The 26,249-nt window shown below is 52.8% G+C and carries 19 protein-coding genes; 3 read left to right on the forward strand and 16 right to left on the reverse strand.

Annotated elements, in window-relative coordinates; translation table 11 throughout:
- Positions 1–86: 86 nt before the first annotated feature.
- Together smc and K5L82_RS00980 are read right to left on the reverse strand one after the other, a co-directional pair.
- Positions 87–3,581 (reverse strand): chromosome segregation protein SMC, encoded by a 3,495-nt coding sequence (gene smc, locus K5L82_RS00975; protein WP_223132855.1) that lies wholly within the window; start codon positions 3,579–3,581, stop codon positions 87–89.
- 1 nt (position 3,582) lies between these two features.
- Positions 3,583–4,260, reverse strand: a complete 678-nt coding sequence (locus tag K5L82_RS00980; RefSeq protein ID WP_223132856.1) for a GntR family transcriptional regulator — start codon at positions 4,258–4,260, stop codon at positions 3,583–3,585.
- Positions 4,261–4,525: 265 nt separating this feature from the next.
- Here K5L82_RS00980 and K5L82_RS00985 point away from each other — a divergent pair, with 265 nt between their 5' ends.
- Positions 4,526–5,452: a GGDEF domain-containing protein gene (locus K5L82_RS00985; protein WP_223132857.1), complete on the forward strand. Its 927-nt coding sequence runs from the start codon at positions 4,526–4,528 to the stop codon at positions 5,450–5,452.
- An 11-nt stretch (positions 5,453–5,463) separates the two neighbouring features.
- Here K5L82_RS00985 and rluB read toward each other — a convergent pair whose 3' ends face one another.
- From rluB to sdhC, 13 genes are all read right to left on the reverse strand, one after another.
- Positions 5,464–6,471: a 23S rRNA pseudouridine(2605) synthase RluB gene (rluB, locus tag K5L82_RS00990; protein ID WP_223132858.1), complete on the reverse strand. Its 1,008-nt coding sequence runs from the start codon at positions 6,469–6,471 to the stop codon at positions 5,464–5,466.
- A gap of 39 nt (positions 6,472–6,510) precedes the next feature.
- Positions 6,511–7,173 carry an SMC-Scp complex subunit ScpB gene (scpB, locus tag K5L82_RS00995; protein WP_223132859.1) on the reverse strand — a complete coding sequence of 221 codons (663 nt, stop codon included), beginning with the start codon at positions 7,171–7,173 and terminating at the stop codon, positions 6,511–6,513.
- 16 nt (positions 7,174–7,189) lie between these two features.
- On the reverse strand, positions 7,190–8,017 hold the full coding sequence (locus K5L82_RS01000; RefSeq protein WP_223132860.1) for a segregation and condensation protein A: 828 nt from the start codon (positions 8,015–8,017) through the stop codon (positions 7,190–7,192).
- 41 nt (positions 8,018–8,058) lie between these two features.
- Positions 8,059–9,273: a tryptophan--tRNA ligase gene (locus K5L82_RS01005; protein WP_207924339.1), complete on the reverse strand. Its 1,215-nt coding sequence runs from the start codon at positions 9,271–9,273 to the stop codon at positions 8,059–8,061.
- A 194-nt stretch (positions 9,274–9,467) separates the two neighbouring features.
- On the reverse strand, positions 9,468–10,340 hold the full coding sequence (gene sucD, locus K5L82_RS01010) for a succinate--CoA ligase subunit alpha (RefSeq protein ID WP_133005354.1): 873 nt from the start codon (positions 10,338–10,340) through the stop codon (positions 9,468–9,470).
- The gene (sucC, locus tag K5L82_RS01015; protein ID WP_133005353.1) at positions 10,340–11,506 is read right to left on the reverse strand and encodes an ADP-forming succinate--CoA ligase subunit beta; all 1,167 of its coding nucleotides are present in this window, start codon (positions 11,504–11,506) and stop codon (positions 10,340–10,342) included. Before sucC ends, sucD begins: the two co-directional genes overlap by 1 nt.
- A 196-nt stretch (positions 11,507–11,702) precedes the next feature.
- Positions 11,703–13,145 (reverse strand): dihydrolipoyl dehydrogenase, encoded by a 1,443-nt coding sequence (lpdA, locus tag K5L82_RS01020; RefSeq protein ID WP_223132861.1) that lies wholly within the window; start codon positions 13,143–13,145, stop codon positions 11,703–11,705.
- Between the two features lie 35 nt (positions 13,146–13,180).
- Positions 13,181–14,404, reverse strand: coding sequence for a 2-oxoglutarate dehydrogenase complex dihydrolipoyllysine-residue succinyltransferase (odhB, locus tag K5L82_RS01025; protein WP_223132862.1), 1,224 nt, complete (start codon positions 14,402–14,404; stop codon positions 13,181–13,183).
- Between the two features lie 25 nt (positions 14,405–14,429).
- The gene (locus K5L82_RS01030; protein WP_223132863.1) at positions 14,430–17,267 is read right to left on the reverse strand and encodes a 2-oxoglutarate dehydrogenase E1 component; all 2,838 of its coding nucleotides are present in this window, start codon (positions 17,265–17,267) and stop codon (positions 14,430–14,432) included.
- 315 nt (positions 17,268–17,582) lie between these two features.
- The gene (locus K5L82_RS01035) at positions 17,583–18,287 is read right to left on the reverse strand and encodes a succinate dehydrogenase iron-sulfur subunit (RefSeq protein ID WP_262492454.1); all 705 of its coding nucleotides are present in this window, start codon (positions 18,285–18,287) and stop codon (positions 17,583–17,585) included.
- A gap of 15 nt (positions 18,288–18,302) precedes the next feature.
- On the reverse strand, positions 18,303–20,075 hold the full coding sequence (gene sdhA / locus K5L82_RS01040) for a succinate dehydrogenase flavoprotein subunit (RefSeq protein WP_223132864.1): 1,773 nt from the start codon (positions 20,073–20,075) through the stop codon (positions 18,303–18,305).
- 3 nt (positions 20,076–20,078) lie between these two features.
- On the reverse strand, positions 20,079–20,420 hold the full coding sequence (gene sdhD / locus K5L82_RS01045; protein ID WP_223132984.1) for a succinate dehydrogenase, hydrophobic membrane anchor protein: 342 nt from the start codon (positions 20,418–20,420) through the stop codon (positions 20,079–20,081).
- Positions 20,417–20,794, reverse strand: coding sequence for a succinate dehydrogenase, cytochrome b556 subunit (gene sdhC, locus K5L82_RS01050; protein WP_114335565.1), 378 nt, complete (start codon positions 20,792–20,794; stop codon positions 20,417–20,419). The genes sdhD and sdhC overlap by 4 nt, the downstream gene beginning before the upstream one ends.
- Positions 20,795–21,270: 476 nt before the next feature.
- On the opposite strand from sdhC, the gene gltA reads away from it, so the two are divergent.
- Together gltA and K5L82_RS01060 are read left to right on the forward strand one after the other, a co-directional pair.
- Positions 21,271–22,545: a citrate synthase gene (gene gltA, locus K5L82_RS01055; RefSeq protein ID WP_133005347.1), complete on the forward strand. Its 1,275-nt coding sequence runs from the start codon at positions 21,271–21,273 to the stop codon at positions 22,543–22,545.
- A gap of 81 nt (positions 22,546–22,626) precedes the next feature.
- Complete coding sequence (locus tag K5L82_RS01060; protein WP_223132865.1) at positions 22,627–23,499, forward strand: NAD(P)-dependent oxidoreductase; 873 nt, start codon at positions 22,627–22,629, stop codon at positions 23,497–23,499.
- Positions 23,500–23,594: 95 nt separating this feature from the next.
- Here K5L82_RS01060 and topA read toward each other — a convergent pair whose 3' ends face one another.
- The gene (gene topA / locus K5L82_RS01065; RefSeq protein WP_223132866.1) at positions 23,595–26,237 is read right to left on the reverse strand and encodes a type I DNA topoisomerase; all 2,643 of its coding nucleotides are present in this window, start codon (positions 26,235–26,237) and stop codon (positions 23,595–23,597) included.
- Between the last annotated feature and the right edge of the window lie 12 nt (positions 26,238–26,249).

A 26,249-nucleotide genomic window follows, 5' to 3' on the forward strand; every position in this document is an offset into this window, starting at 1 on the left:
CTACTCTAAAAAAAGCCCGTAGCGAATACAACGCACACCGGGCCCAGATGGCCGTATTGTCATGGTTGGTGGCTTTTCCACCAACCTCAGGCTTCAGCCAGGGCTGCCGCCTCGTCTACATCCACAGTTACCAGTCGGGAGCAGCCCGGTTCATGCATAGTAACCCCCATGAGCTGGTCCGCCATCTCCATGGCAATCTTATTATGAGTAATGTAGATAAATTGTACCTGTTTGGACATTTCTTTCACTAGATTTGCGTAGCGCCCGACGTTGGCATCGTCCAACGGGGCATCCACTTCGTCCAACATACAAAACGGCGCTGGATTCAACTGGAAGATTGAAAACACCAGAGCAATGGCGGTCAGCGCTTTTTCACCACCGGACAATAAATGGATAGTACTGTTCTTCTTTCCGGGCGGCCGCGCCATAATGGCAACGCCCGTTTCCAAAAGATCGTCACTGGTCAGTTCCAAATAGGCGCTCCCCCCGCCAAACACCTTCGGAAACAGTGCCTGCAACCCACCATTAACCTGATCAAAGGTTTCCCTGAATCGTTGGCGAGTTTCCCGATCAATTTTGCGAATGGCGTTATCCAACGTTTCCAACGCTTCCATCAGATCGTCGTTCTGCTCGTCCAGATAGGTCTTACGTTCACTCTGGACCTGATACTCCTCGATCGCTGCTAGGTTAATTGCGCCCAATCTCTGTATGCGATTACCTATTTTGGTGAGCTCTTCCGCCCAAACCTGTTCTTCGGCGTCTTCAGGTAGCTGACCGAGCACTTCCTGTAGCTTTACACCCAGCTCTGTAAGCTGCTCAATATGGTTTCCCGAACGAATCTCGAGCGCCTGGGACTCCATTTTCAGTTTTTCAAGATTCGCCCGTACATCCTGAACCACATGATCAGTGCGACTACGCCCCTGTTCCCGGTCTCGGACTTCTCTGTCAATGTCCTCCAAGGCATCTCTGGCCGCACTTAGCTTTTCTTCTTCCGCCAAGCGCCGTTCCAGCAACCCTTCCAATTGCAATTTGAGATCTTCAATCGGTTCTTCAGAGCCTTCGCGGGTTTCTCGCAACACCTCAAGGCGCTCTTCGAGGCGTTCTTTTTGCAACTGCATTCGCTCAATGGTTTGCTTCAAAGCGTCATGCTGGCTGTGCAGTGTTTGTAGCTGAAGCTGTAATTGGTGCGAGTGATCTCGGTCGTGGCGCGCATCCTGACGCAATCGATCAAGGTTTTCACGAAGCGTATCCCGCTGCTCAAGTAAACGCTCCTTCTCGTCATCGCTGTCTTCACTCGAAGCCAGCGCCATATCCCATTCTTCCTTGGCTTCCTGAAGCTGAATCTGCTGTTCTTCAAGGTTGCCAGCCACCTCTTCAATGTCATCGTGAATACGGGCAATACGAGCATCAATCTGCTCGGCTCTTGCTTCCAATCCGCTGACCTGTGAGGACAAGCCCGACAGGTCGCGCTGAACTTCGCTCAAACGGCCCTGGGCACCTTCTCGAGCGGTTTCGGCACGTTCGCCCTGCTCTTTCAGCTGTTCAAACTTAGCCTCGGCCAACTCCAACTTATCCTCGGCATCGGCCAGTTCGCGCTGAAGTTCATCAACTTTTTTCTGCCGTTCGATAACGCCAATCTGACCCGCATCGGAATTCGGCATCAGCACCCAGTCACGCGCGACCCAGACACCCTCCGGCGTAATAACACTATGATATGCACCCAGGCTGGCGCGCTTGGCCAGAGCTTCTTCGGTTGAGTTCACGATACCAACATTGCGGATCAACGTTTCGATCGCCGCCAGACCACTGACTTTGGCCGCGAGCCCGGACTTATCTCCGCTGTCCTCAGGCCCCTCAACGACTACCGCAGCTCCTTTGGGCGCTTGGGCGATAACATCTCCAAAACCCTCGAGCCCCGGTAAGGCCAAACCTTGAGTAAACCGGCCAATAACCTGCTCTACGGCAAACTCCCAGCCACTTTCTATGTTGAGCTGAGTGGCAACACGAGGTGCGTCCATGAAACCATGCTCGGCAAGCCAAGTTTGCAAAGCATCATCTTGCCCACCCATCTGTTCCTCCAGAAGAACTGTCTGGGATTCAAGCGATGCACGCAGGTTTTGCACTTGCTGACGCTGGCCCGACACCTCGGTTTCAGCCTCTTTGACGCGCTGGCGGACCTGATAGACGTCGTCATTCAGGAACTCAATTTGCTCCGATGCTTCTTCGCGTTGAAGCTCCAAGGTTTCCTGCTGTTCAAGTAACTCTTCGAGTTCAGACCGGTCCAGCTGGCCCTCCAACAACGCTTGCTCGTCTTTCAACCGTTGATGGCGTGTCTTTAACTGTGCGATGGCCTCTTCTAAGGAACGAATCCTCGATTGAGCTAGTTCGGCCTGGCGGCGCGCATCGGAGGAGCGTGTACTGAACTCGTCCCAACGTTGCTGCCAGTCCGCCATGGCCTCCTCAGCCAGCTGCAACTTCTCGTTCGACTCTTCTGATCGCATAGCCAGTGCTTCTTGCTCGGGCTCAATCATGTTGAGCTCTTCAAGAATGGTCGCTAGCTTTTCTTGATCTTGTTCGAGCTCACGCTGTATTTCGCGCTGATTTGAAACCGACTGATCCAGCTCCATAGCGGCTTGGCGGCTACGGTCGCGATGATGTTCAAGGCTTTGTTCAATGCGGGCAATATCGGCACCGGCCTCATAGTACTTGGCCTGAGCACGGTTAAAATGCTCGGTGCGCTCGTGATGTGCCTCACGCAGGGATTCCAGCGAGGTTTCCAGGTTTACCCGCTCGGTGAGTAATTTTTCTAACTCTAGCTCGGTATTCCGGGTTTTCTCCCGCCCGGCTTGCAAATCGTTGTCGAGAGCTTTCCATCGAAGGACTGTTAACTCGGCCTTTTTCTGCCGTTCTTCGAGCTTATACGCCTTATACTTTTCAGCCGCAGCCGCCTGACGCTCCAGATGCTGCAACTGTCGGCCCAACTCTTCCCTCAAATCCGTTAAACGCTCCAGATTTTCCTGGGTTCGTTTAATACGATTTTCGGTTTCTCGACGACGCTCCTTGTATTTCGAAATGCCCGCAGCTTCTTCTATATAAACTCGCAGCTCTTCTGGTTTAGCTTCAATCAGACGGGAAATCATGCCCTGCTCGATGATTGCGTAGCTACGAGGGCCCAAGCCGGTTCCAAGGAACAGGTCCGTTATATCTCGGCGGCGACACTTGGAACCGTTGAGAAAGTACTCAGACTGGCCTTCGCGAGACACCCGGCGTTTCACCGAAATTTCATTGAATTTAACGAACTCGCCGGGGGCTTTTCCGGCATCGTTATCGAAAACAAGTTCGATGGATGCTTGGCCCACGGGTTTACGTGCCGTCGAACCATTGAAAATTACGTCTGACATGGATTCTCCGCGTAAGTACTTAGCGGAGCTTTCGCCCATTACCCAGCGCACGGCATCAATAATGTTCGATTTACCACAACCGTTTGGGCCAACCACCGCGGTTAGATTGGTCGGAAACGGCACAGTTGTGGGATCAACAAATGATTTGAAGCCGGCAAGCTTAATGGACTTAAGCCTCATATCAGGCGTTCTCCTCCGTGAGAATCGTCAAAATCTGTTTCCGTTGATGCTCGCCGTATTGCTGAATAACTTGCTGCAGCTGAGCGGCATCGGGCTGCATGGCGGCATCGGCCAGCTTCTGGAATAACGGCCCGGTTTCTGCCGTTTCACTCGGCCGATTCTCAAGCACCATGTAATAGGTTCGGCTAATGGCGGGCCGGAAGTTTTCGAGAGTTTCCTGCAGGAACGGATTCTCAACCATTCCACAGGCATTGCGGACGATGTCGAAACCAGCCTCGATAACCTGTTCAGGGTCATTGCCCAATGGATTCGAAGCGCCGAGCAGCGAGCCATGTTTACGAATCTGATCCGCCAGGCCACTGAGTTCATGCCCGGACCAGCGCTCAAGCACTTTGCGCCCGAGCATGCACAGTAGATCAATATAAATATCGTAGAGAGCGTTCACAGAACTGACAGTCATCTCCGAGACCACCGCTCCCCTTCGCGGGTAGATCTCTACCAAATGCCGGCGCTCGAGAATCAACAAAGCCTCACGCACAGAGCCGCGACTGACATTCAGTTCACCGGCCACTTTAAGCTCCTGAATGCGCTCACCGGGCTTAAGGCTCCGGACGACAATGCGTTGACCGATGTGCTGGGCTATTTGCTCAGACAGACTCTCTGGGGCCTCGAATCTCATGCTAAAACTGCTCACCTGTGACGTTTGCGTTCAAGCGCGGAAGTTTATCACAGGCGCTCAAACGGCCTACACCCTTGTAGGACATTTTGATTTAGGGCGCGTAGAAATCGGCAATATCTTGCCGAAACATTGACGCTGTCATCGGCCCAACCCGCCATTTCGGCAAACAATGCCCTCATCTGTCTGGATTTACTGCACAAATTTAAATTGGCACCAAAAATGCTTAGGTGCAGTTAACTTTATTTTACGGAACAAGCGAGCTGCCGTGAAAAACCTGACATCCATACAGTCCTCAAGATCCAAACCTGCCAAGCTGGCGGCACTGAGACAGGCATATCAGGCATGGAGCCAAGAACCAGACCCTCTGGCACGACTGACAAAAAGACTCTCAACAACGTTGTCGCTGGAAGGCCAACTGGAGATAATTGCCGAGGAAATTTCGGCATCGATTCCCTTCGATTCGCTGCAATACCGTCACCGGATTGCCCGCCAAGATTTTGTGTTTTCTACCGGTGTTGGCGGCCCGCACCGCTGCGAATACAGGCTATCCCTGGAAGGCAGCCATTACGGCTGGCTCACCTTCCATCGGCGTCATAAATTTAGCGACGAAGAGCTGTCCGGGGTCGAAATGATGCTCTCAGCCATCATTTGCCCATTACGTAACGCTTGCCAGTTCATTGCTATTGAACAAGCCGCTTTGACGGATGCCCTGACCGGAATCGGTAATAAACGAGCGCTTCAAGAAGAAGTCACCCGGGCAAGCTCACTTTCAGATCGACTGAACGCACCCTGCACGTTAATTTTATGCGACTTGGATCATTTCAAACGGATTAATGACACCCATGGCCACGTGGTGGGTGATCACATACTGGCAAAAGCCGCCGAAAATATAGAGCGGGCAATACGTAACTCGGATTCTGTGTACCGCTTCGGGGGGGAGGAGTTTGCAGTTTTGCTACCGCACACGGATATACAGGAAGCAAAAACCGTGGCCGAGCGAATTCGTATGGCCTTGGAAAGCATCCGGGTGGACGGCGGCGAGACTCCGATTACAATAACGGGCAGTTGCGGTATCGCGGCCCACTTGTCTAACGAAAAAACTGAGCAATGGCTAGCACGTACCGATGAGGCTCTGTATCAAGCAAAGGCCGGCGGCCGCAACTGCAGCCGCGTATTTGCTTCTATTCCATGATACAAACGGGGTTAGTTACCCCGATTGTTTCGCGCTGGGCGTGATGCGCCAGCGGTTTTCTTTTTGGTTTCCCGCTTAGCTTTAGGTTGGCCTGCATCGCTAACCTGCCAACTGCCTCGCTTGGATTTTTGCACGGATCGACCGGGGCTTTTCCGCATTTTTCGATCATGCTCAGCCTGTTCTCCCGGCGTTTTCTGGGGAACCGGAACCGATTGCAACTCAACTGTACGGCTAAGCAAATCGACCGCTTTCTGATCCAACTCCTCCCACTTGCCCAAGGACAAACGGCTCGGCAGGAAGATAGGGCCATAACGAACACGCTTTAGCCTGCTCACGCGGACGCCTTGAGATTCCCAAAGTCTGCGCACTTCGCGATTCCGGCCTTCAAGCAAAGTGACGTGAAACCATTTGTTCATACCACTGCCACCCGCTTCCGAGATATCGGAGAACTGGGCTATACCATCTTCCAACAATACACCCTGAAGCAATCGTTGAATCATGGCTTCATCTACTTCGCCGAATACTCGAACGGCGTATTCCCGATCGATTTGGCGCGACGGATGCATCAAACGGTTCGCCAACTCGCCATCCGTGGTGAACAGTACCAAGCCGGTCGTATTCAAGTCCAAACGCCCGATCGAGATCCAGCGCTGATCTTTCAAGCGAGGCAATCGGTCAAAAACCGTGGGCCGGCCTTCAGGATCTTTGCGTGTAGTCACTTCACCTTCTGGCTTGTTATAGATCAGAACCCGGCGAACAACCTGGCCGGCAGATGCCACGTCCAACTTTTTTCCGTCCAGTTCAAAGGTATCTTCTATCGTTGCCTTTTGACCCGGCACGGACGGTTGGCCATTAACCAACAAGCGGCCAGAGTCCATCCAGCCTTCTATCTCCCGGCGTGAACCCACTCCGGCGCGGGCCAAAAGCTTCTGAATGCGCTCAGGGCCTTCAGTTAGTGACTTGTCACCCTGTGCGGCCTTTTTGCCTGCACGTGGTTTTCCGGGGCTAGATGCCGCCATGAATTCATTCCTTACTGAGTATCTGACGCCTTGTGGCGGTTAGTGAAGTGTCTGTTCTGAGGGCGACTCGCCAGAGTTCTGCATATCGGCCTCTTCACCTTCTGGCGAGGGAGCTTCAAGTTTAATCTCGCCCTGCATATTCTTTTCAATCTCACGGCCGATCTCTTCCAAATCCCGCACTTCTGACAAGGCGGGCAATTCATCGAGACCGGTGAGGTTGAAGTAATCCAAAAACTGTTTGGTGGTGGCGTACATGGCCGGCCTACCCGGCACATCACGATGCCCCACAACACGTACCCACTCTCGCTCAAGCAAGGTCCGAATGATATTGCTGCTTACCGCAACACCTCGAATTTCTTCAATCTCCCCGCGAGTAATCGGTTGTCGATATGCAATCAAAGCAAGTGTTTCCAACAGTGCCCGTGAGTAACGCTGCGGCTTCTCTTCAAACAGCCTGCCAACCCAGGGCGCAAATTCAGCCCTGACCTGCAATCGGTAGCCGCTAGCGATTTGCTTTAGCTCAAATCCCCGGCCCTCGCAGGCCACTTTCAGCTGCGTTATGGCCTGTTCCATAGCTTGCCGGGTTGGCCGTTCGCTTTCCAAAAACAGCTCTCGAAGTTGGTCAATCGACAAGGGCTTCCCTGCAGCCAACAAAGCCGCCTCTGCGATCGCCTGAATTCTGACAATTTCGTCTTCGTTCATGGTCGTTGATTACCCTTCAACTCACGGCTCGCGCTCTGACATGAATGGGCCCGAGCACCTCAGCTTGCACCAGTTCAATCAACTGCTCTTTCACCAACTCAAGCGTTGCCAGAAAACTCACGACAACGCCCAAGCGCCCCTCTTCAACCGAAAAGAGGCTTTCAAATGTGACGAAGCGATCTCCCTGAAGCACCGACAAGATATGGGACATGCGTTCCCGAGTAGACAAACGCTCTTTCTCAACATGATGACTGGTGAACAAGTCTGCACGTTTCAGAACCCCCTGAAGCGCCAGAATCAGCTCGCGCATATCCACGTCGGGATGCGGCTGGCTCGAAGGCAATTTTGGTAAGGCGGCTGAGCCGATATAAGTGTCACGCTCCACGCGCGGCATCTGATCAATATCTTCGGCGGCTTTTTTGAAGCGTTCGTACTGTTGTAGCCGTCGAATAAGTTCGGCTCTGGGGTCCAGCTCGTCGTCATCGTCACTTTCCTGACGCGGCAAGAGCATCCGGGATTTTATCTCAGCGAGCGTGGCGGCCATAACGAGGTATTCAGCCGCCAACTCAAAGCGCATCGACTCCACCGCCCCGATGTACTCCATGTACTGTCGGGTAATTTCACTAACATCGATATCCAGAATATTCATATTCTGGCGCCGGATTAGATAGAGCAACAAATCCAGAGGCCCTTCAAAAGCCTCAAGAAAGACAGCCAACGCATCGGGCGGTATGTAGAGATCCTTAGGAACGTCGACCAACGGTTTGCCCGACACCAACGCAAGGGGAACCTGCTCCATTTCGCTAGAAGAAGCGTCGATTGGTTCTTTGATCTCGTCCGTCATACCACCGTCGCCTCTTTCAACGAGCAGCCAACAGGCCTGACTCAGCGATAACTGAGACCCATCGCTTCCCGAACCTCTTCAAGGGTATCCCTTGCTGCATCACGTGCATGCTCTCTTCCTTCCTGAAGGATCGAATACACCAAGTCCGGGTTGTCTTCATATTCTTTGGCCCTTTCGTGCAGCGGCTTCTGCTCCTCCACGATGGCTTCGATCAGTGGCGTTTTGCACTCCAAGCAACCGATACCGGCGCTGCGGCAGCCCTCCTGAACCCAGGCACAGGTTGCTTCATCGGAATACACTTTGTGCATACCCCAAACCGGACACTTCTCAGGCTCACCCGGATCCGTACGGCGAACACGTTGAGGGTCGGTCTGCATCGTGCGGACTTTCTGGGCAACGCTGTCTGGATCTTCACGTAGGCCAATGTAGTTATTGTAGGACTTAGACATCTTTTGTCCGTCCAGCCCTGGCATCTTGGACTCCGGCGTCAGCAACGGTTGCGGCTCCGGCAAAATCACTTTACCGCCACCTTCGATATAGCCGTACAGACGCTCGCGGTCACCCAACGAGATATTCTGCTGTTCTTTCAACAGAGCTCGGGCAATTTCAAGTGCCTCGGTGCTACCCTCTTCCTGATAACGCTTCTTCAGCGAGCGGTACAGCTTGGCGTTTTTCTTACCCATTTTGACAATCGCTGCCTCGGCAAGCTCTTCAAAGCCGGGCTCTCGGCCATAGATGTGATTAAAGCGGCGAGCAATCTCACGGGTAATTTCCACGTGCGAAACCTGATCGGCTCCAACCGGCACCTTGCCGGCTCGGTACATCAAAATATCCGCGGTTTGCAGCAACGGATACCCTAGGAAGCCGTAAGTGGCCAGATCTTTCTCGCGCAGCTTTTCCTGCTGATCTTTGTAGGTCGGGATTCGCTCGAGCCAGCCCAGCGGAGTAATCATCGAAAGCAGCAAATGTAGCTCGGCGTGTTCCGGAACCTGGGACTGAATAAACATCGTGGACGAGCCCGGGTTCACACCAGCGGCCAACCAATCCACAACCATGTCCCAGACACTTTGCTCAATGCCAGAGGGATCGTCGTATTGCGTGGTTAACGCGTGCCAATCGGCAACGAAGAAGAAGCACTCGAATTCGTGCTGGAGTTTAACCCAGTTTTTCAGCACACCGTGGTAGTGGCCGAGGTGAAGCTTGCCGGTCGGACGCATGCCGGACAAAATTCTTTGCTGGGAATCGACGGAACTCAAAGCACAAACTCCTTCTTTCTATTTATAGAGCGCCTGAATGAGCGTGAAGTCACGGGGTTAGTCATCAGGCTGACCGAGCATTATAGTCTTAACACCCCCTTGCGTTAAACAAACAGGCTTAAAACAATCGCCCTGAAACAAAAAACCCCCGGTATTCTTTCGAATCCGGGGGTTTTCTCAGGTTGTAAAAAGGCTTACCAGCCAGTCACTTCCTGCAGAGCCTTGCCGATTTCAGCCAGGCTACGCACGGTTTTAACACCGGCGTCATTCAGAGCGGCGAATTTTTCGTCCGCAGTACCCTTACCACCTGAAATGATGGCACCTGCGTGGCCCATACGCTTGCCTGGAGGCGCAGTTACGCCGGCAATGTAGGAAACAACAGGCTTAGTGACGTTGTCTTTGATGAAGGCAGCCGCTTCTTCTTCAGCAGTACCACCGATTTCACCAATCATCACAATAGCTTCAGTCTGCGGATCGTCCTGCAGCAGCTTGAGGATATCGATGAAGTTGGAACCCGGAATTGGGTCACCACCAATACCTACGCAAGTAGACTGGCCGTAGCCGAAGTCTGTGGTCTGCTTGACCGCTTCATAAGTCAGGGTTCCGGAGCGGGATACGATACCGACCTTACCTGGCTTGTGAATGTGGCCCGGCATGATACCGATCTTGCTTTCGCCCGGTGTGATTACGCCTGGGCAGTTAGGCCCGATCATGCGCACGCCTTTACGATCAACGTATTCTTTGGCGTACAGCATATCGATGGTCGGGATGCCTTCAGTGATGCACACGATCAGTTCGAGGCCGGCATCTGCCGCTTCGATGATGGCATCTTTACAGAACGGAGCTGGCACGTAGATAACGGTAGCCTGTGCACCGGTCTTTTCGACAGCTTCACGCACGGTGTTGAATACCGGCAGACCCAAGTGCTCGGTTCCGCCTTTACCCGGACTTACGCCACCAACCATCTTGGTGCCGTACTCGATAGCCTGCTCAGAGTGGAAAGTACCCTGTGCGCCGGTAAAGCCCTGGCAGATAACCTTGGTGTCTTTATTAATCAGGATGCTCATTATTTACCCCCTGCGGCTTTAACGACTTGCTCAGCAGCGTCAGCAAGGCTGCTAGCGGCGATGATGTTCAAGCCACTTTCAGCCAGAACTTTAGAACCCAGCTCTGCGTTGTTACCTTCAAGGCGAACAACCACGGGAACTTTAACGCCTACTTCTTTCACTGCGCCGATGATGCCTTCAGCAATCATGTCGCAACGAACGATACCGCCGAAGATGTTAACCAGAACGGCCTGTACTGCATCATCAGACAGGATGATCTTGAACGCTTCGGATACGCGCTCTTTGGTCGCACCGCCGCCAACGTCCAGGAAGTTAGCTGGCTTGCCGCCAGATAGCTTGATGATGTCCATGGTACCCATGGCAAGGCCTGCGCCGTTAACCATGCAACCGATATTGCCTTCAAGCGCAACGTAGTTCAGTTCCCAGGCAGCTGCTTCCGCTTCACGGGCATCTTCCTGAGAAGGATCACGCATTTCCTGCAGTTTCTTCTGACGGTATAGAGCGTTGCCATCAGCGCCAATTTTGGCGTCCAGGCAGTGCAGATCACCAGCCGGAGTGATAACCAGCGGGTTGATTTCCATCAGAGCCAGATCGTAATCTTCGAACAATTTCGCCAGACCCATGAAGATCTTGGTGAACTGACCGATTTGCTTGCCTTCCAGGCCCAGCTGGAATGCCAGATCACGTCCCTGGTATGGCTGCGGGCCTACCAGCGGATCGATTTCTGCACGCAGGATCTTTTCCGGTGTTTCTTCGGCTACCGTTTCGATCTCAACGCCACCTTCAGTGGAGGCCATGAATACAATACGGCGAGTACCACGGTCTACAACGGCACCCAGGTACAGCTCCTGATCGATGTCAGTCAATGACTCGACGAGAATCTTGCTAACTGGCTGACCGTTTTCGTCGGTCTGGAAAGTCACCAGATTCTTGCCCAACCACTGCTCGGCAAATGCGCGGATGTCGTCGGTACTCTTAACCAGCTTTACACCGCCAGCCTTACCACGGCCACCAGCGTGAACCTGTGCCTTGACAACCCAGCTGTTGCCGCCAATTTTTTCGGCCGCTGCCACTGCTTCTTCCGGGGTATCACAGGCGATGCCTTGTGAGACAGGCAGGCCATATTCAGCGAATAGCTGTTTGCCCTGATATTCATGCAAATTCATAGTTAATGTCCCGCTATTTGATGGAGGATAACCACGTACGGAGAAGAACCCGCTACTCCCCTCTTGGGAAGCCTTAAACGCGAATTCGGTTTGATGAGCAGGGGATCACCTCAGCTCACCATGTCCGCAACCAGAAATCGGTTGTTGTTATAGCGAAGGGGCGCTCTTCCGGGCGCCCCTTCGCTTCTGGTCTGCGTTACTTCTTTTTGCGACGGTTAGCGACGTGAATCGCCCCCCCCGCAACGGCCAGAGCCGCTTCATGCACGGACTCGGAAAGAGTCGGATGCGCGAAGCACGTCAAGGCCAAATCTTCAGCGGTCGAACCGAACTCCATGGCGATCACGCCCTGGGCAACGATTTCTGACGCCTGAGGCCCAACAACGTGGAAACCAAGAATACGATCGGTCTTCGCATCTGCGATGATCTTGACGATACCGCCAGTGGCGTTGGCTGCCATCGCCCGACCGTTAGCTGCAAACGGGAAAGAACCGACATTGTAGTCTTCACCTTCCGCTTTCAGCTGCTCTTCCGTTTTACCAACCCAAGCAACTTCTGGAGTCGTGTAAATTACGTTCGGAATGCAATCGTAATTCACTTGCGGCTTGTGGCCGGCGATACGTTCGGCAACCATCACACCTTCTTCAGAGGCCTTGTGCGCCAGCATAGGGCCACGAACGATATCCCCTACCGCCCAAACACCCGGTGCTTCGGTTTTACACTGATCATCAACAAAAATGAAACCGCGCTCGTCCAGTTTCACGCCGGAGTCTTCTGCCAACAAACCATCGGTGTAAGGACGACGACCAACAGCCACGATCAACTTGTCGAACTTCGCTTCCTGTTTGCCCTTAGAGTCTTCGTAGCTAACGTTCACCAACTTGCGCTTCACTTCAGCACTGGTCATACGTGCACCAGTGATGATGTCCAAACCTTGCTTCTTGAACTGCTTCAGCGCGTCCTTGGCGATCTGTTGATCAACCACTGGTAGGAAGTTATCTTGCGCTTCCAGAATGGTGACCTCTGAACCCAAACGAGCCCAAACACTGCCCAGTTCCAAACCGATTACGCCGGCGCCGATCACACCCAAGCGCTTAGGTACTTCTGTGAACTCTAGCGCACCTTCAGAATCTACGATGTAGTCACCGTCAAAAGGCGCAGGCGGAATCTCAACCGGCTTAGAACCACTTGCCAAAATCACGTTTTCAGCTTCGTAGGTCTTGGTTTTGCCGTCTTTATCAGTCACTTCGACCTTACGGCCGTTAAGCAATTTTCCGTGACCGTGAATCGACGTTACGCCGTTGGCCTTAAACAAACCAGCGATGCCGCCGGTCAGCTGCTTAACGATACCCGCCTTACGTTCCATCATTTTAGCCACGTCGATATCAACGCTCTTGGCCAAAATACCCATGGACTCGTAGTCGTGGCTGGCTTCCTCAAACTTGTGAGTCACTTCCAGCAGCGCTTTAGAAGGAATACAGCCTACGTTCAGGCAGGTTCCACCCAATACCTGGCTTTTCCCGTCTTCGGCAGTCCAGGATTCAACACATGCAGTTTTCAAGCCCAGCTGGGCAGCCTTGATAGCTGCTACGTAGCCGCCGGGGCCAGCACCAATAACAATGACATCATACTTATCGGACATAATCTTTCCTGTTCTCAGATTCGTTGAGTATCAGCTTACACGTCCAGCAGGATACGCGCCGGGTCTTCAAGCATTTCCTTGATGGCTACCAGGAACTGAACGGCGTCTTTGCCGTCAATCATACGGTGATCGTATGACAGCGCCAGGTACATCATGGGCTGGATCTCAACCTTACCGTTCACTGCCATTGGGCGCTCTTGGATTTTGTGCATACCCAGAATAGCTGTCTGTGGCGGATTCAGGATCGGCGTAGAAATCAACGATCCGAAAGTACCACCGTTAGTGATGGTAAAGGTACCGCCGGTCATATCGTCAATGCCCAGCTTTCCGCCTTTAGCCTTGGTACCGTATTCAACGATCTTCTTCTCGATATCCGCTAAGCCCAGTGCGTCAACGTCACGGATAACAGGAACAACCAGGCCACGCTCGGTAGAGACCGCAACACCAATATCCTGGTATCCGTGGTAAACCATGTCGTTGCCGTCGATGGATGCGTTAACTGCCGGGAAGCGCTTCAGCGCTTCGGTCGCAGCTTTAGCAAAGAACGACATGAAACCAAGCTTAATGTCATGACGCTTAACAAAGCTTTCCTGATACTGTTTACGAAGTTCCATGATCGGTGCCATGTTCACTTCGTTGAACGTGGTCAACATCGCTGCGGTCTGCTGTGCTTCAACCAGACGCTTCGCGATGCTGGCACGCAGACGCGTCATCGGAACACGTTTCTCTGGGCGCTCACCCGGCGCAACATTTACTTCCGGTACAGCTGCCGGCTGGGGCGCAGAAGAACCCGAAGACTTCTTACTGTCGATGTGATTCTGAACGTCTTCTTTGGTGACCCGACCGTCTTTACCGGTACCCTTTACGGAGGCCGGATCAACGTCGTTCTCATCAGCCAGCTTACGAGCAGCCGGGCTCAGAATCGCGTCACCAGATGCAGGAGCCTCTTCACTCGCATCGGACTTTTCTTCGTCCTTGCTGCTATCCTCCTTGCTTTCTGCCGGCTTGGATTCACCTGCAGCGCCTTCTTTAAACTTGCCGATCACTTCGCCACTTTCGCAGGTATCGCCTTCGGCTTTTACGATCTCTTCAATAACGCCGTCAGCCGGTGCAACCACTTCAAGCACAACTTTGTCGGTTTCGATATCGACAATCAGCTCGTCACGTGAACAGGCTTCGCCTGGCTGCTTGTGCCAAGTCGCGACGGTGCCTTCGGCGACCGACTCAGGGAAAACTGGGGCTTTAATCTCTGTTGTCATTACAATTCCTTAGCTCGGTAGCTCGTCAGATTTCGAACGCGTCGTTAACCAACTTCTTCTGTTCTTCAATGTGTACGGACATATGTCCACACGCAGGAGCAGCAGAAGGCTCACGACCGGCATACTGAAGGTATAGTTTTGGGTTCAGGCGTTGCAGCGCATTACGCATATGGTGCTGACTCGGATACCAAGCACCCTGGTTCATTGGCTCTTCTTGACACCAAACCACGTTTTTCAGCTTAGGGTACTGACCCAGGATTTCGTCAAGATCATCACCGGGGAACGGGTAAAGCTGCTCGATGCGAACCAACGCTACGTCGTCACGCTCATCTGCTTTCTTTTTATCCAGCAGATCGTAATACACCTTACCGCTACACATGATCAGGCGAGTCACCTTCTTCGGATCCGGAAGATCTTTTTCAGGCAAAACGGTCTGGAAAGTGCCAGACGTTAAATCATCCAGGTTGGACGTCGCTTCTTTGTGACGCAGCAGACTCTTCGGCGTAATCGCAATCAAAGGCTTCCGCAGCGGACGCTTAACCTGACGACGCAGCATGTGGAACACCTGCGACGGTGTTGTCGGCACACACACTTGAATATTGTGCTGCGCGGAAAGCTGAAGGAAGCGCTCCAAGCGGGCGGAACTGTGCTCTGGCCCCTGCCCTTCATACCCATGAGGCAACAACAGTGTCAGGCCGCACAACCGGCCCCACTTATGCTCGCCACTGGTCAGAAATTGATCGATAACCACCTGAGCACCGTTGGCAAAGTCACCAAACTGCGCTTCCCAAACAATCAACGCGTCCGGCTGGGTTGTCGCGTAGCCGTACTCAAACGCCATCACAGCTTCTTCAGACAACAGGGAGTCGTAAATATCGAAACTCGGCTGGTCATCGGACAATGACTGAAGCGAGATATGCGACGAACCATCTTTCTGGTTATGCAGTACCGCGTGACGGTGGGAGAAGGTACCACGTCCTACATCCTGGCCAATCAATCGTATCTGATGCCCTTCGTTGAGCAGAGTTGCGTAAGACATTATCTCACCGTAACCCCAGTTCAAAGGCAAGGCCCCTGCCGTCATCTTCTCGCGATCGTTAACGATCTTGGATACTTGACGCTGTACGCTGAAGCCTTCCGGCACCTGCGTCAACTTCGTTCCCAATTTCTTAATGGTTTTGGCCGCTACGCTGGTTTTACATTTGGCAGTCCACTCATGGCCAAGGTATGGAGTCCAATCGACATACAGGTCTTTGTTAGGCTCTTTAACCAGTGACTTAACCACGTGCTCGCCATTATCGAGCGCATCCCGGTATTCAGTTTCCATCTGTTTGACTTCATCTTCGCCGAGCATGCCATCCTGCATCAACTGATCGGCGTAGATGTTTCGGGTGGTTTTCAACTTACGAATCTTTTCGTACATCACCGGCTGGGTGGCCGCTGGCTCATCAGCTTCGTTGTGTCCGCGACGGCGGTAACAAACCAGATCGATAACGACGTCACGCTTGAACTCGTTGCGGTAATCAACGGCCAGGTGGGTCGCAAACATCACCGCTTCGGGATCGTCTGCATTAACGTGAAGAATAGGTGCCTGGACCATCTTGGCCACGTCAGTACAGTATTCCGTGGAACGAGCGTCTTCCTGCCTGCTCGTGGTGAAACCAACCTGGTTGTTAATCACGATGTGAATGGTACCACCCACTCCGAAGCCCCGTGTCTGGGACATCTGGAACGTTTCCATCACCACACCCTGGCCTGCAAAGGCCGCATCACCGTGCATCACGATCGGCAACACTTTGGTTCCGTCCGTATCTTTACGGCGATCCTGACGCGCTCGAACCGAGCCCACAACCACCGGAGCAACGATTTCCAAGTGCGACGGGTTAAACGCCATAGCCAAGTGAACTTCGCCACCCGGAGTCATGACATTTGAAGAGAAACCCTGGTGATATTTCACGTCACCCGAACCGGAATCCGCGAGCTTTTTGCCCTCGAACTCATCAAACAATTCTTTTGGGTTCTTACCGAGCGTGTTGACCAACACGTTCAAACGACCACGGTGCGCCATGCCCAAGACGATTTCTTTAGCGCCGTACGAGCCGGCACGCTGAATCAATTCATCCAGACAAGGAATAAGGCTCTCACCGCCTTCAAGACCGAAACGCTTAACACCGGGGTATCGGGAGCCCAGATACTTCTCAAGCCCTTCAGCCGCCGTCAGGCGTTCCAGAAGATGCTTGCGGGTTTCAGTCTCGTATTGAGGGCGGGACCGTACCGGCTCCATACGCTGCTGAAACCAACGCTTGATGCGCGTGTCTACCACGTGCATGTATTCTGCGCCGATACTTTGACAATAGGTTTGACGAAGCCCGTCAACGATGTCTCGAAGCTTCATTGTATCAGAACCGAAGCTCAGCGAGCCGGTCTGAAACTCTAAATCCAGATCGGATTCATGCAACTCGTGAAAAGCCGGATCAAGATCTTCTACAGGTTCACGCTGCCAGACACCCAGTGGGTCAAGCTTGGCTTCCTGGTGTCCGCGAAAACGGTACGCGTTAATCAGCTGTAGAACACGAATCTGCTTTTTGTCAGCATCGGAAGTGGCGCTGGCCGGAACGCCGCCACTGGCCAAAAAACGCTGGTTTCGCGAAATGTGTTCAAACTGTTCACGGATCGTCGAGTGAATAACGTCACGGCCTTGTTGGCCATCAACGCTCGGGAGCTTATCGAAGTAGCTCCGCCACTCTTCAGGAATAGCATTGGGATCTGACAGGTAGGTTTCAAAAAGCTGTTCAACATAGGCTAGATTCCCACCCTGCAAGTGGGAAGTCTGCCATAACTGCTCCATGATGCTTTCGTGCATTTTGAATAGCTCACCTTGGCTGGTGCGGGGGAGCGGGTATGGTCGGCCAGTGGTATTTTCCAGTCAATACGGGTTATTACGGCATGACAACCGGAAACCACAACCATTACGGAAGATTCCGTCCCCTATGATTTTTTTGTACTCAGCGACACTGCCAGGAAACCAGAGAGCGGGAACCAGGCAGCGAGATCAGTTTGCATCCTGGTAAGACTTTTGACTATAAGCCTTTGGTTGAAGGCCCCGCATAAGCGAGGCCTTCAGAGGTGCTAACTGGTATCGGATAACCAGTATAGCTAGTTCTGCAAAATTTGCCGGTCAGGTGGCCCTTTGCAGCAACAGATTTCGAATGTGACCGATTGCTTTGGTCGGGTTCAGACCTTTGGGACACACACTGACACAGTTCATGATACCCCTGCAGCGGAATACACTGAATGGGTCATCCAACTCGGCCAAACGCTCAGCCTGGGCGGTATCACGACTGTCTGCCAGAAAACGATAGGCCTGCAACAGCCCTGCCGGACCAATGAACTTATCCGGATTCCACCAAAAGGAAGGACACGACGTCGAACAACATGCACAGAGTATACACTCGTACAGACCGTCCAGCTTTTCACGCTCCTCTGGAGACTGCAGACGCTCAATGGCGGGCGCCGGCTTGTCGTTAACCAGGTACGGCATGACCTTCTCATACTGCTTGTAGAAAAGACCCATGTCGACAACGAGATCACGAATGACCGGCAACCCCGGCAACGGACGCAGAACCAACTTGTCGTTCTTAACTACGTCGGAAACCGGCGTAATACAAGCCAAACCGTTCTTACCGTTCATGTTCATGCCATCAGAACCACACACACCTTCGCGGCAGGAACGACGGTAACTCATAGAAGGATCTTTCTCCTTCACGAGGTTCAAAACATCCAGAACCATCAGATCTTTGCCTGCAGGAATTTCAACTTCAACATCCTGCATATAAGGGGCGTTATCAGCTTCTGGATTGTAGCGATAGAGACTTACCAACATATTCAGAATCTCCCCTTAGTAGGTCCGGATTTTCGGCTGGAAGGTCGGAACAGTCTTTGGCGCAAAATTCACATCACGCTTGCCCACGCGTCTTTCGAGTGGGAAGTACATGGAGTGCTTAAGCCAGTTCTCGTCATCACGCTCGGTGAAGTCGTTACGGGCGTGCGCGCCACGACTTTCTTTGCGTTCATTTGCCGAAATAGCAGTTGCCAATGCAACTTCATACAAGTTATCAAGCTCAAGCGCTTCGATACGAGCGGTGTTAAAGGCCTGACTGGTATCGGCCAGCTTGGTCTTGCGAACACGCTCACCGATAGCTTCCAACTTCTCGAGACCTTCTTCCATGCTCTTGCCATCACGGAATACACCGAAATACAGCTGCATGCAGTTCTGAAGATCCTTACGTACGGTTGCCACGTCCTCGCCTTCGGAAGCGCTGTTCAAGCGATCCAGTCGCGCCATGGCACGCTTGATATCTTCATCGCTGGCGTTATCAACTTCGAAACCGCCACGAATCTGCTCTTCAATATGCAGACCAGCTGCACGACCGAAGACAACCAGGTCCAACAACGAGTTACCGCCCAAACGGTTCGCACCGTGAACAGATACACACGCAGCCTCACCACAAGCAAACAGACCCGGGATAGGCTGATCGTTGCCGTTTTCGTCTTGGGTTAACGCCTGACCACCAACGTTGGTCGGAACCCCTCCCATCATATAGTGACAGGTCGGCACAACCGGAACCGGCTCTTTAACCGGGTCAACGTGAGCGAAGGTACGTGAAAGCTCACAAATACCCGGCAGACGCAGATTCAAAGTTTCTTCACCCAAGTGATCCAGCTTCAGCAGTACGTGATCCTTTTCAGGGCCACAACCGCGTCCTTCCAGAATTTCAAGAACCATGGAGCGCGCAACAACGTCACGGCCAGCCAGGTCTTTCGCGTTCGGAGCATAACGCTCCATGAACCGCTCACCTTCGGAGTTAATCAGATAACCACCCTCACCTCGACAACCCTCGGTCACCAAAGTACCGGCACCGTAGATACCGGTCGGGTGGAACTGCCACATTTCCATATCCTGCACAGGGAAACCGGCACGCAGCGCCATACCAATACCGTCACCGGTGTTGATGAGCGCGTTAGTTGTAGACGCGTAGATACGGCCAGCACCACCGGTCGCCAGAACGGTTGCCTTAGATTTAATGTAGGCAACTTCACCCGTTTCGATCTCAATAGCAACAACACCAACAACTTCGTTCTTGGAGTTTTTAACCAGATCAACGGCGTACCATTCATTCAGGAAGCTGGTGCCGCCTTTCAGGTTTGCCTGATACAGCGTGTGCAAAAGTGCGTGACCCGTACGGTCAGCTGCCGCGCAAGTACGAGCAGCCTGAGTCGGGTTATCGGGCCCCTTAGACTGACCACCGAAAGGACGCTGATAGATGCGGCCTTGCTCAGTACGAGAGAACGGAAGACCCATGTGCTCAAGCTCAAATACCGCCTGAGGACCGACAGAACACATGTACTCGATGGCGTCTTGGTCACCGATGTAATCAGAACCTTTAACGGTGTCGTACATGTGCCAACGCCAATCGTCGTTGGGATCAGCACTCGCGATCGCACATGTAATGCCACCTTGGGCGGAAACAGTGTGCGAACGGGTCGGAAACACTTTAGTGATACACGCGGTGTTAAGACCAGACTCGGTCAGCTGGAGGGCGGCTCGCATACCAGCTCCACCACCACCGATAACAATCGCGTCATAAGACATGGTTTTGATGTTAGCCATCGATTAAAGCCCCCAAAGAATCTGAATGCCCCACACGACATACACAAACATCACAAGGATGCAGGCTGCCTGCAGCAAAAAGCGCGGTAGTGCCGATTTGATGTAGTCGGTGGATACAGTCCACAGACCGACCCACGCGTGCCCGGCGATGGACAACAGCGCCAGCAGGCTGAAAATCTTGAACCAACCCTGATTGAACAGCGCAGCCCAAGCCTGGTAGTCAACGTCAGTCGTAATAAAGAAACCCAACAGGAACAACGTGTAAAGAGCCAGCACATAAGCTGTAGCACGCTGAATGATCCAATCCTGAATCCCGTTACGACCGATATTCGTTACACTGTTCATGCCCATACCCAGACTCCTGCCAGAATAATCAGAACAATGGAAACCACTAGCGTGATTTTCGCGGCAAGGCGACCGCTCTCAAGCTCTTCGCCGATACCAGCGTCCATCAACAGGTGCTTAATACCCGCTACGAGGTGGTACAGCAGAGCAGACAGGATGCCCCAGGTAATCAGCTTTGCTAGGAAGCTGTCCAGCAGTTCATTAACACGATTGAAGCCATCTTCTCCGGACAAGGAGAGATCCAAACCGTACATCAGGAAAGCAACACCCACAAAAATGATGATGCCGCTGATACGATGCAGGATCGAAGTAATGGCTGGCAGCGGAAAATGGAACTTGCCGAGATCGAGATTTACTGGTCGTTTGCTATTCACAGCGCTCTCACACTCTCTTTTGGTTCCGCAAAACCGATATTCTGGCAGCGGATGGTTAGTATGTTGGGACCGGAGAATCGATACGAAACCGATAACCGATTGGTTCAGGAGGGCGGATGACTACCCGATAGCTTGCTATGCTCTAGCCTGCAGGCAGGCGCATCCCCGATTCCGGGCTACGGATTATAAGGAGACACCTCGGTAATTACAAACCTGCAACCACTCCGAAAGCCTTGCCAGGCGCACACCAGCTTCACCTATTGAGCTTATTGACAAACAATTTAAGAAGCGCCAAGCGCCGGAATCCGGCCCTCCAGAGCCTACTTTTGTCCGTGTAAATCCGTGTTTTCATCATCAATAGATTGACAAAAAAAGCTGACACCCTATATTTTGCCGCCAGTTTTGCGATAATACGCGCCTTCTCGCGCATCGATAAATGCAAAGAGCTGCTAAACCTAATAGAACAGGAGAGCACCATGACCGACAGGAAAGCCACGCTCTCGGTGGGAGATAAGTCCATTGAGCTTCCGATTTATTCCGGCACCGTCGGCCCTGACGTTATTGACGTACGCGGGCTAGTCCAGGAAGGCGTTTTCACCTACGATCCAGGCTTTGTTTCTACCGCGGCCTGCGAATCTGCTATCACTTACATCGATGGCGCTAACGGTGTTTTGCTTCACCGCGGCTACCCGATCGACCAGCTTGCCGAAAAATCTGACTTCCTTGAAGTGTGCTACCTCCTCCTGAACGGCGAACTGCCGAGCGAAGAAGAGAACAAGCGCTTTCATACCACCATTAAAAACCACACCATGCTGCACGATCAGATGCGCAACTTCTTTAACGGCTTCCGCCGTGACGCGCATCCGATGGCTATTATGTGTGGTGTTGTGGGCGCCTTGTCGGCGTTCTACCACGATCAGATGGATGTTGACGATCCAAAACAGCGCGAGATCACCGGTCACCGCTTGATCGCAAAAATGCCAACCATCGCAGCTTGGTGCTATAAGTACTCCGTAGGTCAGCCGTTCGTGTACCCGCGCAACGACATGTCATACGCAGAAAACTTCCTGCAGATGATGTTCGGCACCCCGTGCGAAGAATACAAACCAAACCCGGTTCTCGCGAACGCGATGGACAAGATTTTCATTCTGCACGCAGATCACGAGCAGAACGCCTCTACCTCAACCGTTCGTCTCGCAGGCTCCACTGGCGCTAACCCTTACGCCTGTATCGCCTCCGGCATTGCAGCACTTTGGGGGCCGGCACACGGCGGCGCGAACGAAGCTGTGCTGGATATGCTGGCTGAGATCGGTGACGAATCCAACATTGAAAAGTTCATCGCGAAAGCGAAGGACAAAGACGACCCGTTCCGTCTGATGGGCTTTGGTCACCGGGTTTACAAGAACTTCGACCCGCGTGCGAAAGTTATGGCCGAGACTGCGCACGAAGTATTGAGCGAACTTGGCCTGGAGAACGATCCACTACTTAAGATCGCCCAGCGCCTGGAAAAAATTGCTCTGGAAGACGAATACTTCGTGAAGCGCCAGCTTTACCCGAACGTCGATTTCTACTCCGGCATCATTCTGAAAGCTATCGGTATCCCAACCTCCATGTTTACCGTTATCTTCGCAATGTCCCGGACAATCGGCTGGTTCTCACACTGGAACGAGATGGTCAGCGGTGCCAACCGCATCGGCCGCCCTCGCCAGCTGTACACCGGCTCACCGAAGCGCGACTACCCAACCAAGTAATTGCTTGTGGAACATCGAAGAATACACAAAGGCCGCTGATTTCAGCGGCCTTTGTGTTTGTAACAGAAAAGGAGATCAATAATGACAACGACAGCTGCATTTATTGGCTTGGGCGTTATGGGCTACCCCATGGCGGGCCATCTGGCCAACGCAGGCATTTCGGTGCAAGTATGGAATCGTTCAGAAGAAAAAGCTGAAAAATGGGCCGCCGAATACTCCGGAACCGCCTGTAAGACTATCTCAGAAGCCGTTCAGAATGCCGACTTCATAATGACCTGCGTAGGCGCCGACAAAGATCTTATGGCCGTTTACGAAGGCCCTGACGGCATTCTTGAGAACGCCCCCAAAGGCGCAACTTTAATAGACCACACAACCGCCTCGGCCGGTATCGCTGAACACCTTTTCGCGGGCGCCTCCAAAGCCGGCCTTGGCTTCATCGATGCACCCGTTTCCGGCGGCCAGCAAGGTGCCGAAAACGGGCAACTAACGATCATGTGCGGCGCGAACCAGTCAGATTATGACCAAGCGGCACCAATCATGGATCACTACGCCCGGGCACTCAACCTAATGGGCCCTGCTGGCAGTGGTCAGAAAACAAAAATGGTAAATCAAATTGCCATTGCTGGACTTATTCAAGGGCTTTCAGAGGCGCTGCACTTCGCCGAACAAGCTGACCTGGACATTCAGAAAGTTGTGGATGTGATATCCAAAGGAGCCGCCCAATCGTGGCAGATGGAAAACCGGTCAGCCACGATGGCGGATGGGAAATTCGATTACGGCTTTGCCGTGGACTGGATGCGTAAAGATTTAGGAATCTGTTTGCAGGAAGCAACCCGCAACGGGGCAACCTTGCCGGTGACCGCGCTAGTGGATCAATTCTACGGGGATGTACAAAAGATGGGGGGGAATCGCTGGGACACGTCGTCGCTGATTCAACGCTTACGTAAAAAGTAAGCAGAATTGGACCATGTTAGACCGAAAATAACCATAAAACACCTAGGGGAAACGCCTTTCTCTCCGGCGCCTCCCCTAGGGCTCGATACAACGAATTACTTTTTCTTCTTATCCCTCGGCACCCAGCGACCGCCTTCGTACCAAGCAGACCAACCTGTCGCTTTGCCGTCATTTTCTGACATAACGTACTGCTCTTTGCTTTTCCGACTGTAACGAATAACGGTTGGATTGCCTTCAGGGTCTTTCTCCGGTGCATCCATCAAATAATCGTGCTTCGGATCAATTTCCTTCCGGTGCGGTTTGATTTCCATGACCAATGGTGGACGAGTTTCCCGGTTTTTCGGGAATTTGCTCGCAGCCAGGAACAATCCCGAGGCACCATCACGCAGAACATAGGTATCATCAACCTTTTGACACTGCAGCTCAGGCATCGGCACCGGATCCATCTTGGGTGGAGCAGGCTCTCCACTCTTCAATAACTTACGGGTGTTCTTACAGTCATCACTCGTGCAGCCAAAGTACTTACCAAAGCGCCCAGTCTTGAGCTGCATCTCCGAACCGCACTTATCACATTCCAACGTAGGGCCGTCGTAACCCTTGATCCGGAATGTGCCTTGCTCTACTTCATAGCCAGAGCAATCGGGATTATTACCGCACACATGCAACTTACGCGCTTCATCAACCAAGTAGCTATCCATGGCGGTACCGCACTTGCCGCACCGACGCTTCATTCGCAGGAGACGAGTTTCGCCCTCGCCTTCTACATCTTCGTCCGCACTCACAACCTCATCGCCAGATACGAGGTTGATTGTAGTCTTACAACGTTCTTTAGGCGGCAACGCATACCCGGAGCAACCAAGGAAGACACCAGTACTCGCCACACGAATCTGCATATTCCGTCCACAACTGGGGCACGGTATGTCAGTCTCAGTCGGCGTATTAGCACGCATTCCGCCTTCCGTCTGACTGGCGCTGTCGAGCTGTTTGCGGAACTTGGCGTAGAAATCATTGAGCACCTTTTTCCACTTCACTTCACCGCCAGCTATATGATCCAACTCGTCTTCCAAGCGAGCCGTGAAATCATAATCCATCAAATTCGGGAACGACTCGGCCAAACGCTCGGTAACAATCTCGCCCATTTTTTCGGCATAGAATCGCCGATTCTGCAAACGCACATAACCGCGGTCTTGAATAGTGGAAATGATCGACGCGTAGGTGGACGGCCTACCAATACCCTGCTTCTCCAACTCTTTAACCAAGCTCGCTTCCGTATAGCGCGGCGATGGCTTGGTGAAATGCTGAGTGGGATCCAGTTTATTCAGATCAAGCGCCTCATCAATTTTGATGTCAGGCAACGCTACATCGTCATCTTTCTTGGAGGATTGAGGTGCCGCCTTCAAGAAACCTTCAAACTTAACGATGCGACCACGGGTACGCAGCTCGTAGTCGCCATTAGCCACCACAATAGAAGTACTCAGGAATTCGGCATCGGCCATCTGACATGCAATGAACTGTCGCCAGATCAAGTCGTAGAGCTTCTCAGCGTCCTTCTCAAGACCAGAAATATCAGACGGCCTACGAGTCACCTCGGAGGGACGAATAGCCTCGTGCGCTTCCTGAGCGCCTTCCTTGCTACCGTATAGGCGTGGGGCGTCCGGTAAATAACGATCGCCAAACTGTTTTTGTACAAACTCCCGGCAACTCTCGACTGCATCTTTACTCAGATTGGTGGAGTCTGTACGCATGTAGGTGATGTAACCCGCCTCGTACAAACGCTGCGCCAACATCATGGTCTTCTTTACGCTGAAGCCCATCCGGTTACTGGCCGCCTGTTGCAAGGTCGAGGTAATGAACGGCGCTGACGGCTTTGAGCGGGTCGGCTTATCTTCCCGCTTGGCAACCTTGAAGCCACCCTCTTTGAGGCGAGCCACATGCTCGTTACTCTCAGCTTCATTGACTGGGCGATAAGGTTTACCGGCGTGCCGAGTAACCTCAAAGCGCACCGGCTGTTGTGCTTTATTCGGATTCAGATCGGCATGCAACTGCCAAAACTCTTCCGGTACAAACTTACGGATTTCACGTTCACGCTCAACAATCAGGCGGACAGCAACAGACTGAACACGGCCCGCCGACAAACCCCGGGCAATCTTGCTCCACAGCAGTGGCGAAACCATATAACCCACAACCCGGTCCAGAAAACGGCGAGCTTGTTGCGCGTTTACACGATCGGTATCGAGATTACCCGGGTCCTCAAACGCCTCCTGAATGGCACGCTTGGTAATTTCGTTGAACACAACCCGGCGGTATTTGTCTGCTTCACCACCAATAGTCTCCTGGAGATGCCAAGCGATGGCCTCCCCCTCTCTATCCAAATCCGTTGCGAGGTAAATGTGGTCTGCGCTTTTGGCCAAACGCTTCAGCTCACTGACCACCTTTTCTTTGCCCGGCAAGACTTCGTATCGCGCACTCCAGTCGCGATCCGGATCGACACCCATGCGCGCAACCAGTTGCTCCTTGGCCTTGCGCTTTTTGTGTTCGACCTTTTCCTCAGGACTCAACTTGCGTGTTGCAGCCGCCTGCTTAGCCCGTTCTTTCGGGTCAGACTGACTGCCACTGCCACTGACTGGCAGGTCACGAATGTGGCCAACGCTCGACTTAACAATGAAGTCAGAGCCCAGATACTTGTTGATGGTCTTCGCTTTCGCTGGAGACTCGACAATAACGAGACTTTTACCCATATCGGAGATCTA

This window comes from Marinobacter sp. AL4B (genome assembly GCF_019916045.1).
In the GTDB taxonomy this organism is placed as follows: Bacteria; Pseudomonadota; Gammaproteobacteria; order Pseudomonadales; family Oleiphilaceae; genus Marinobacter.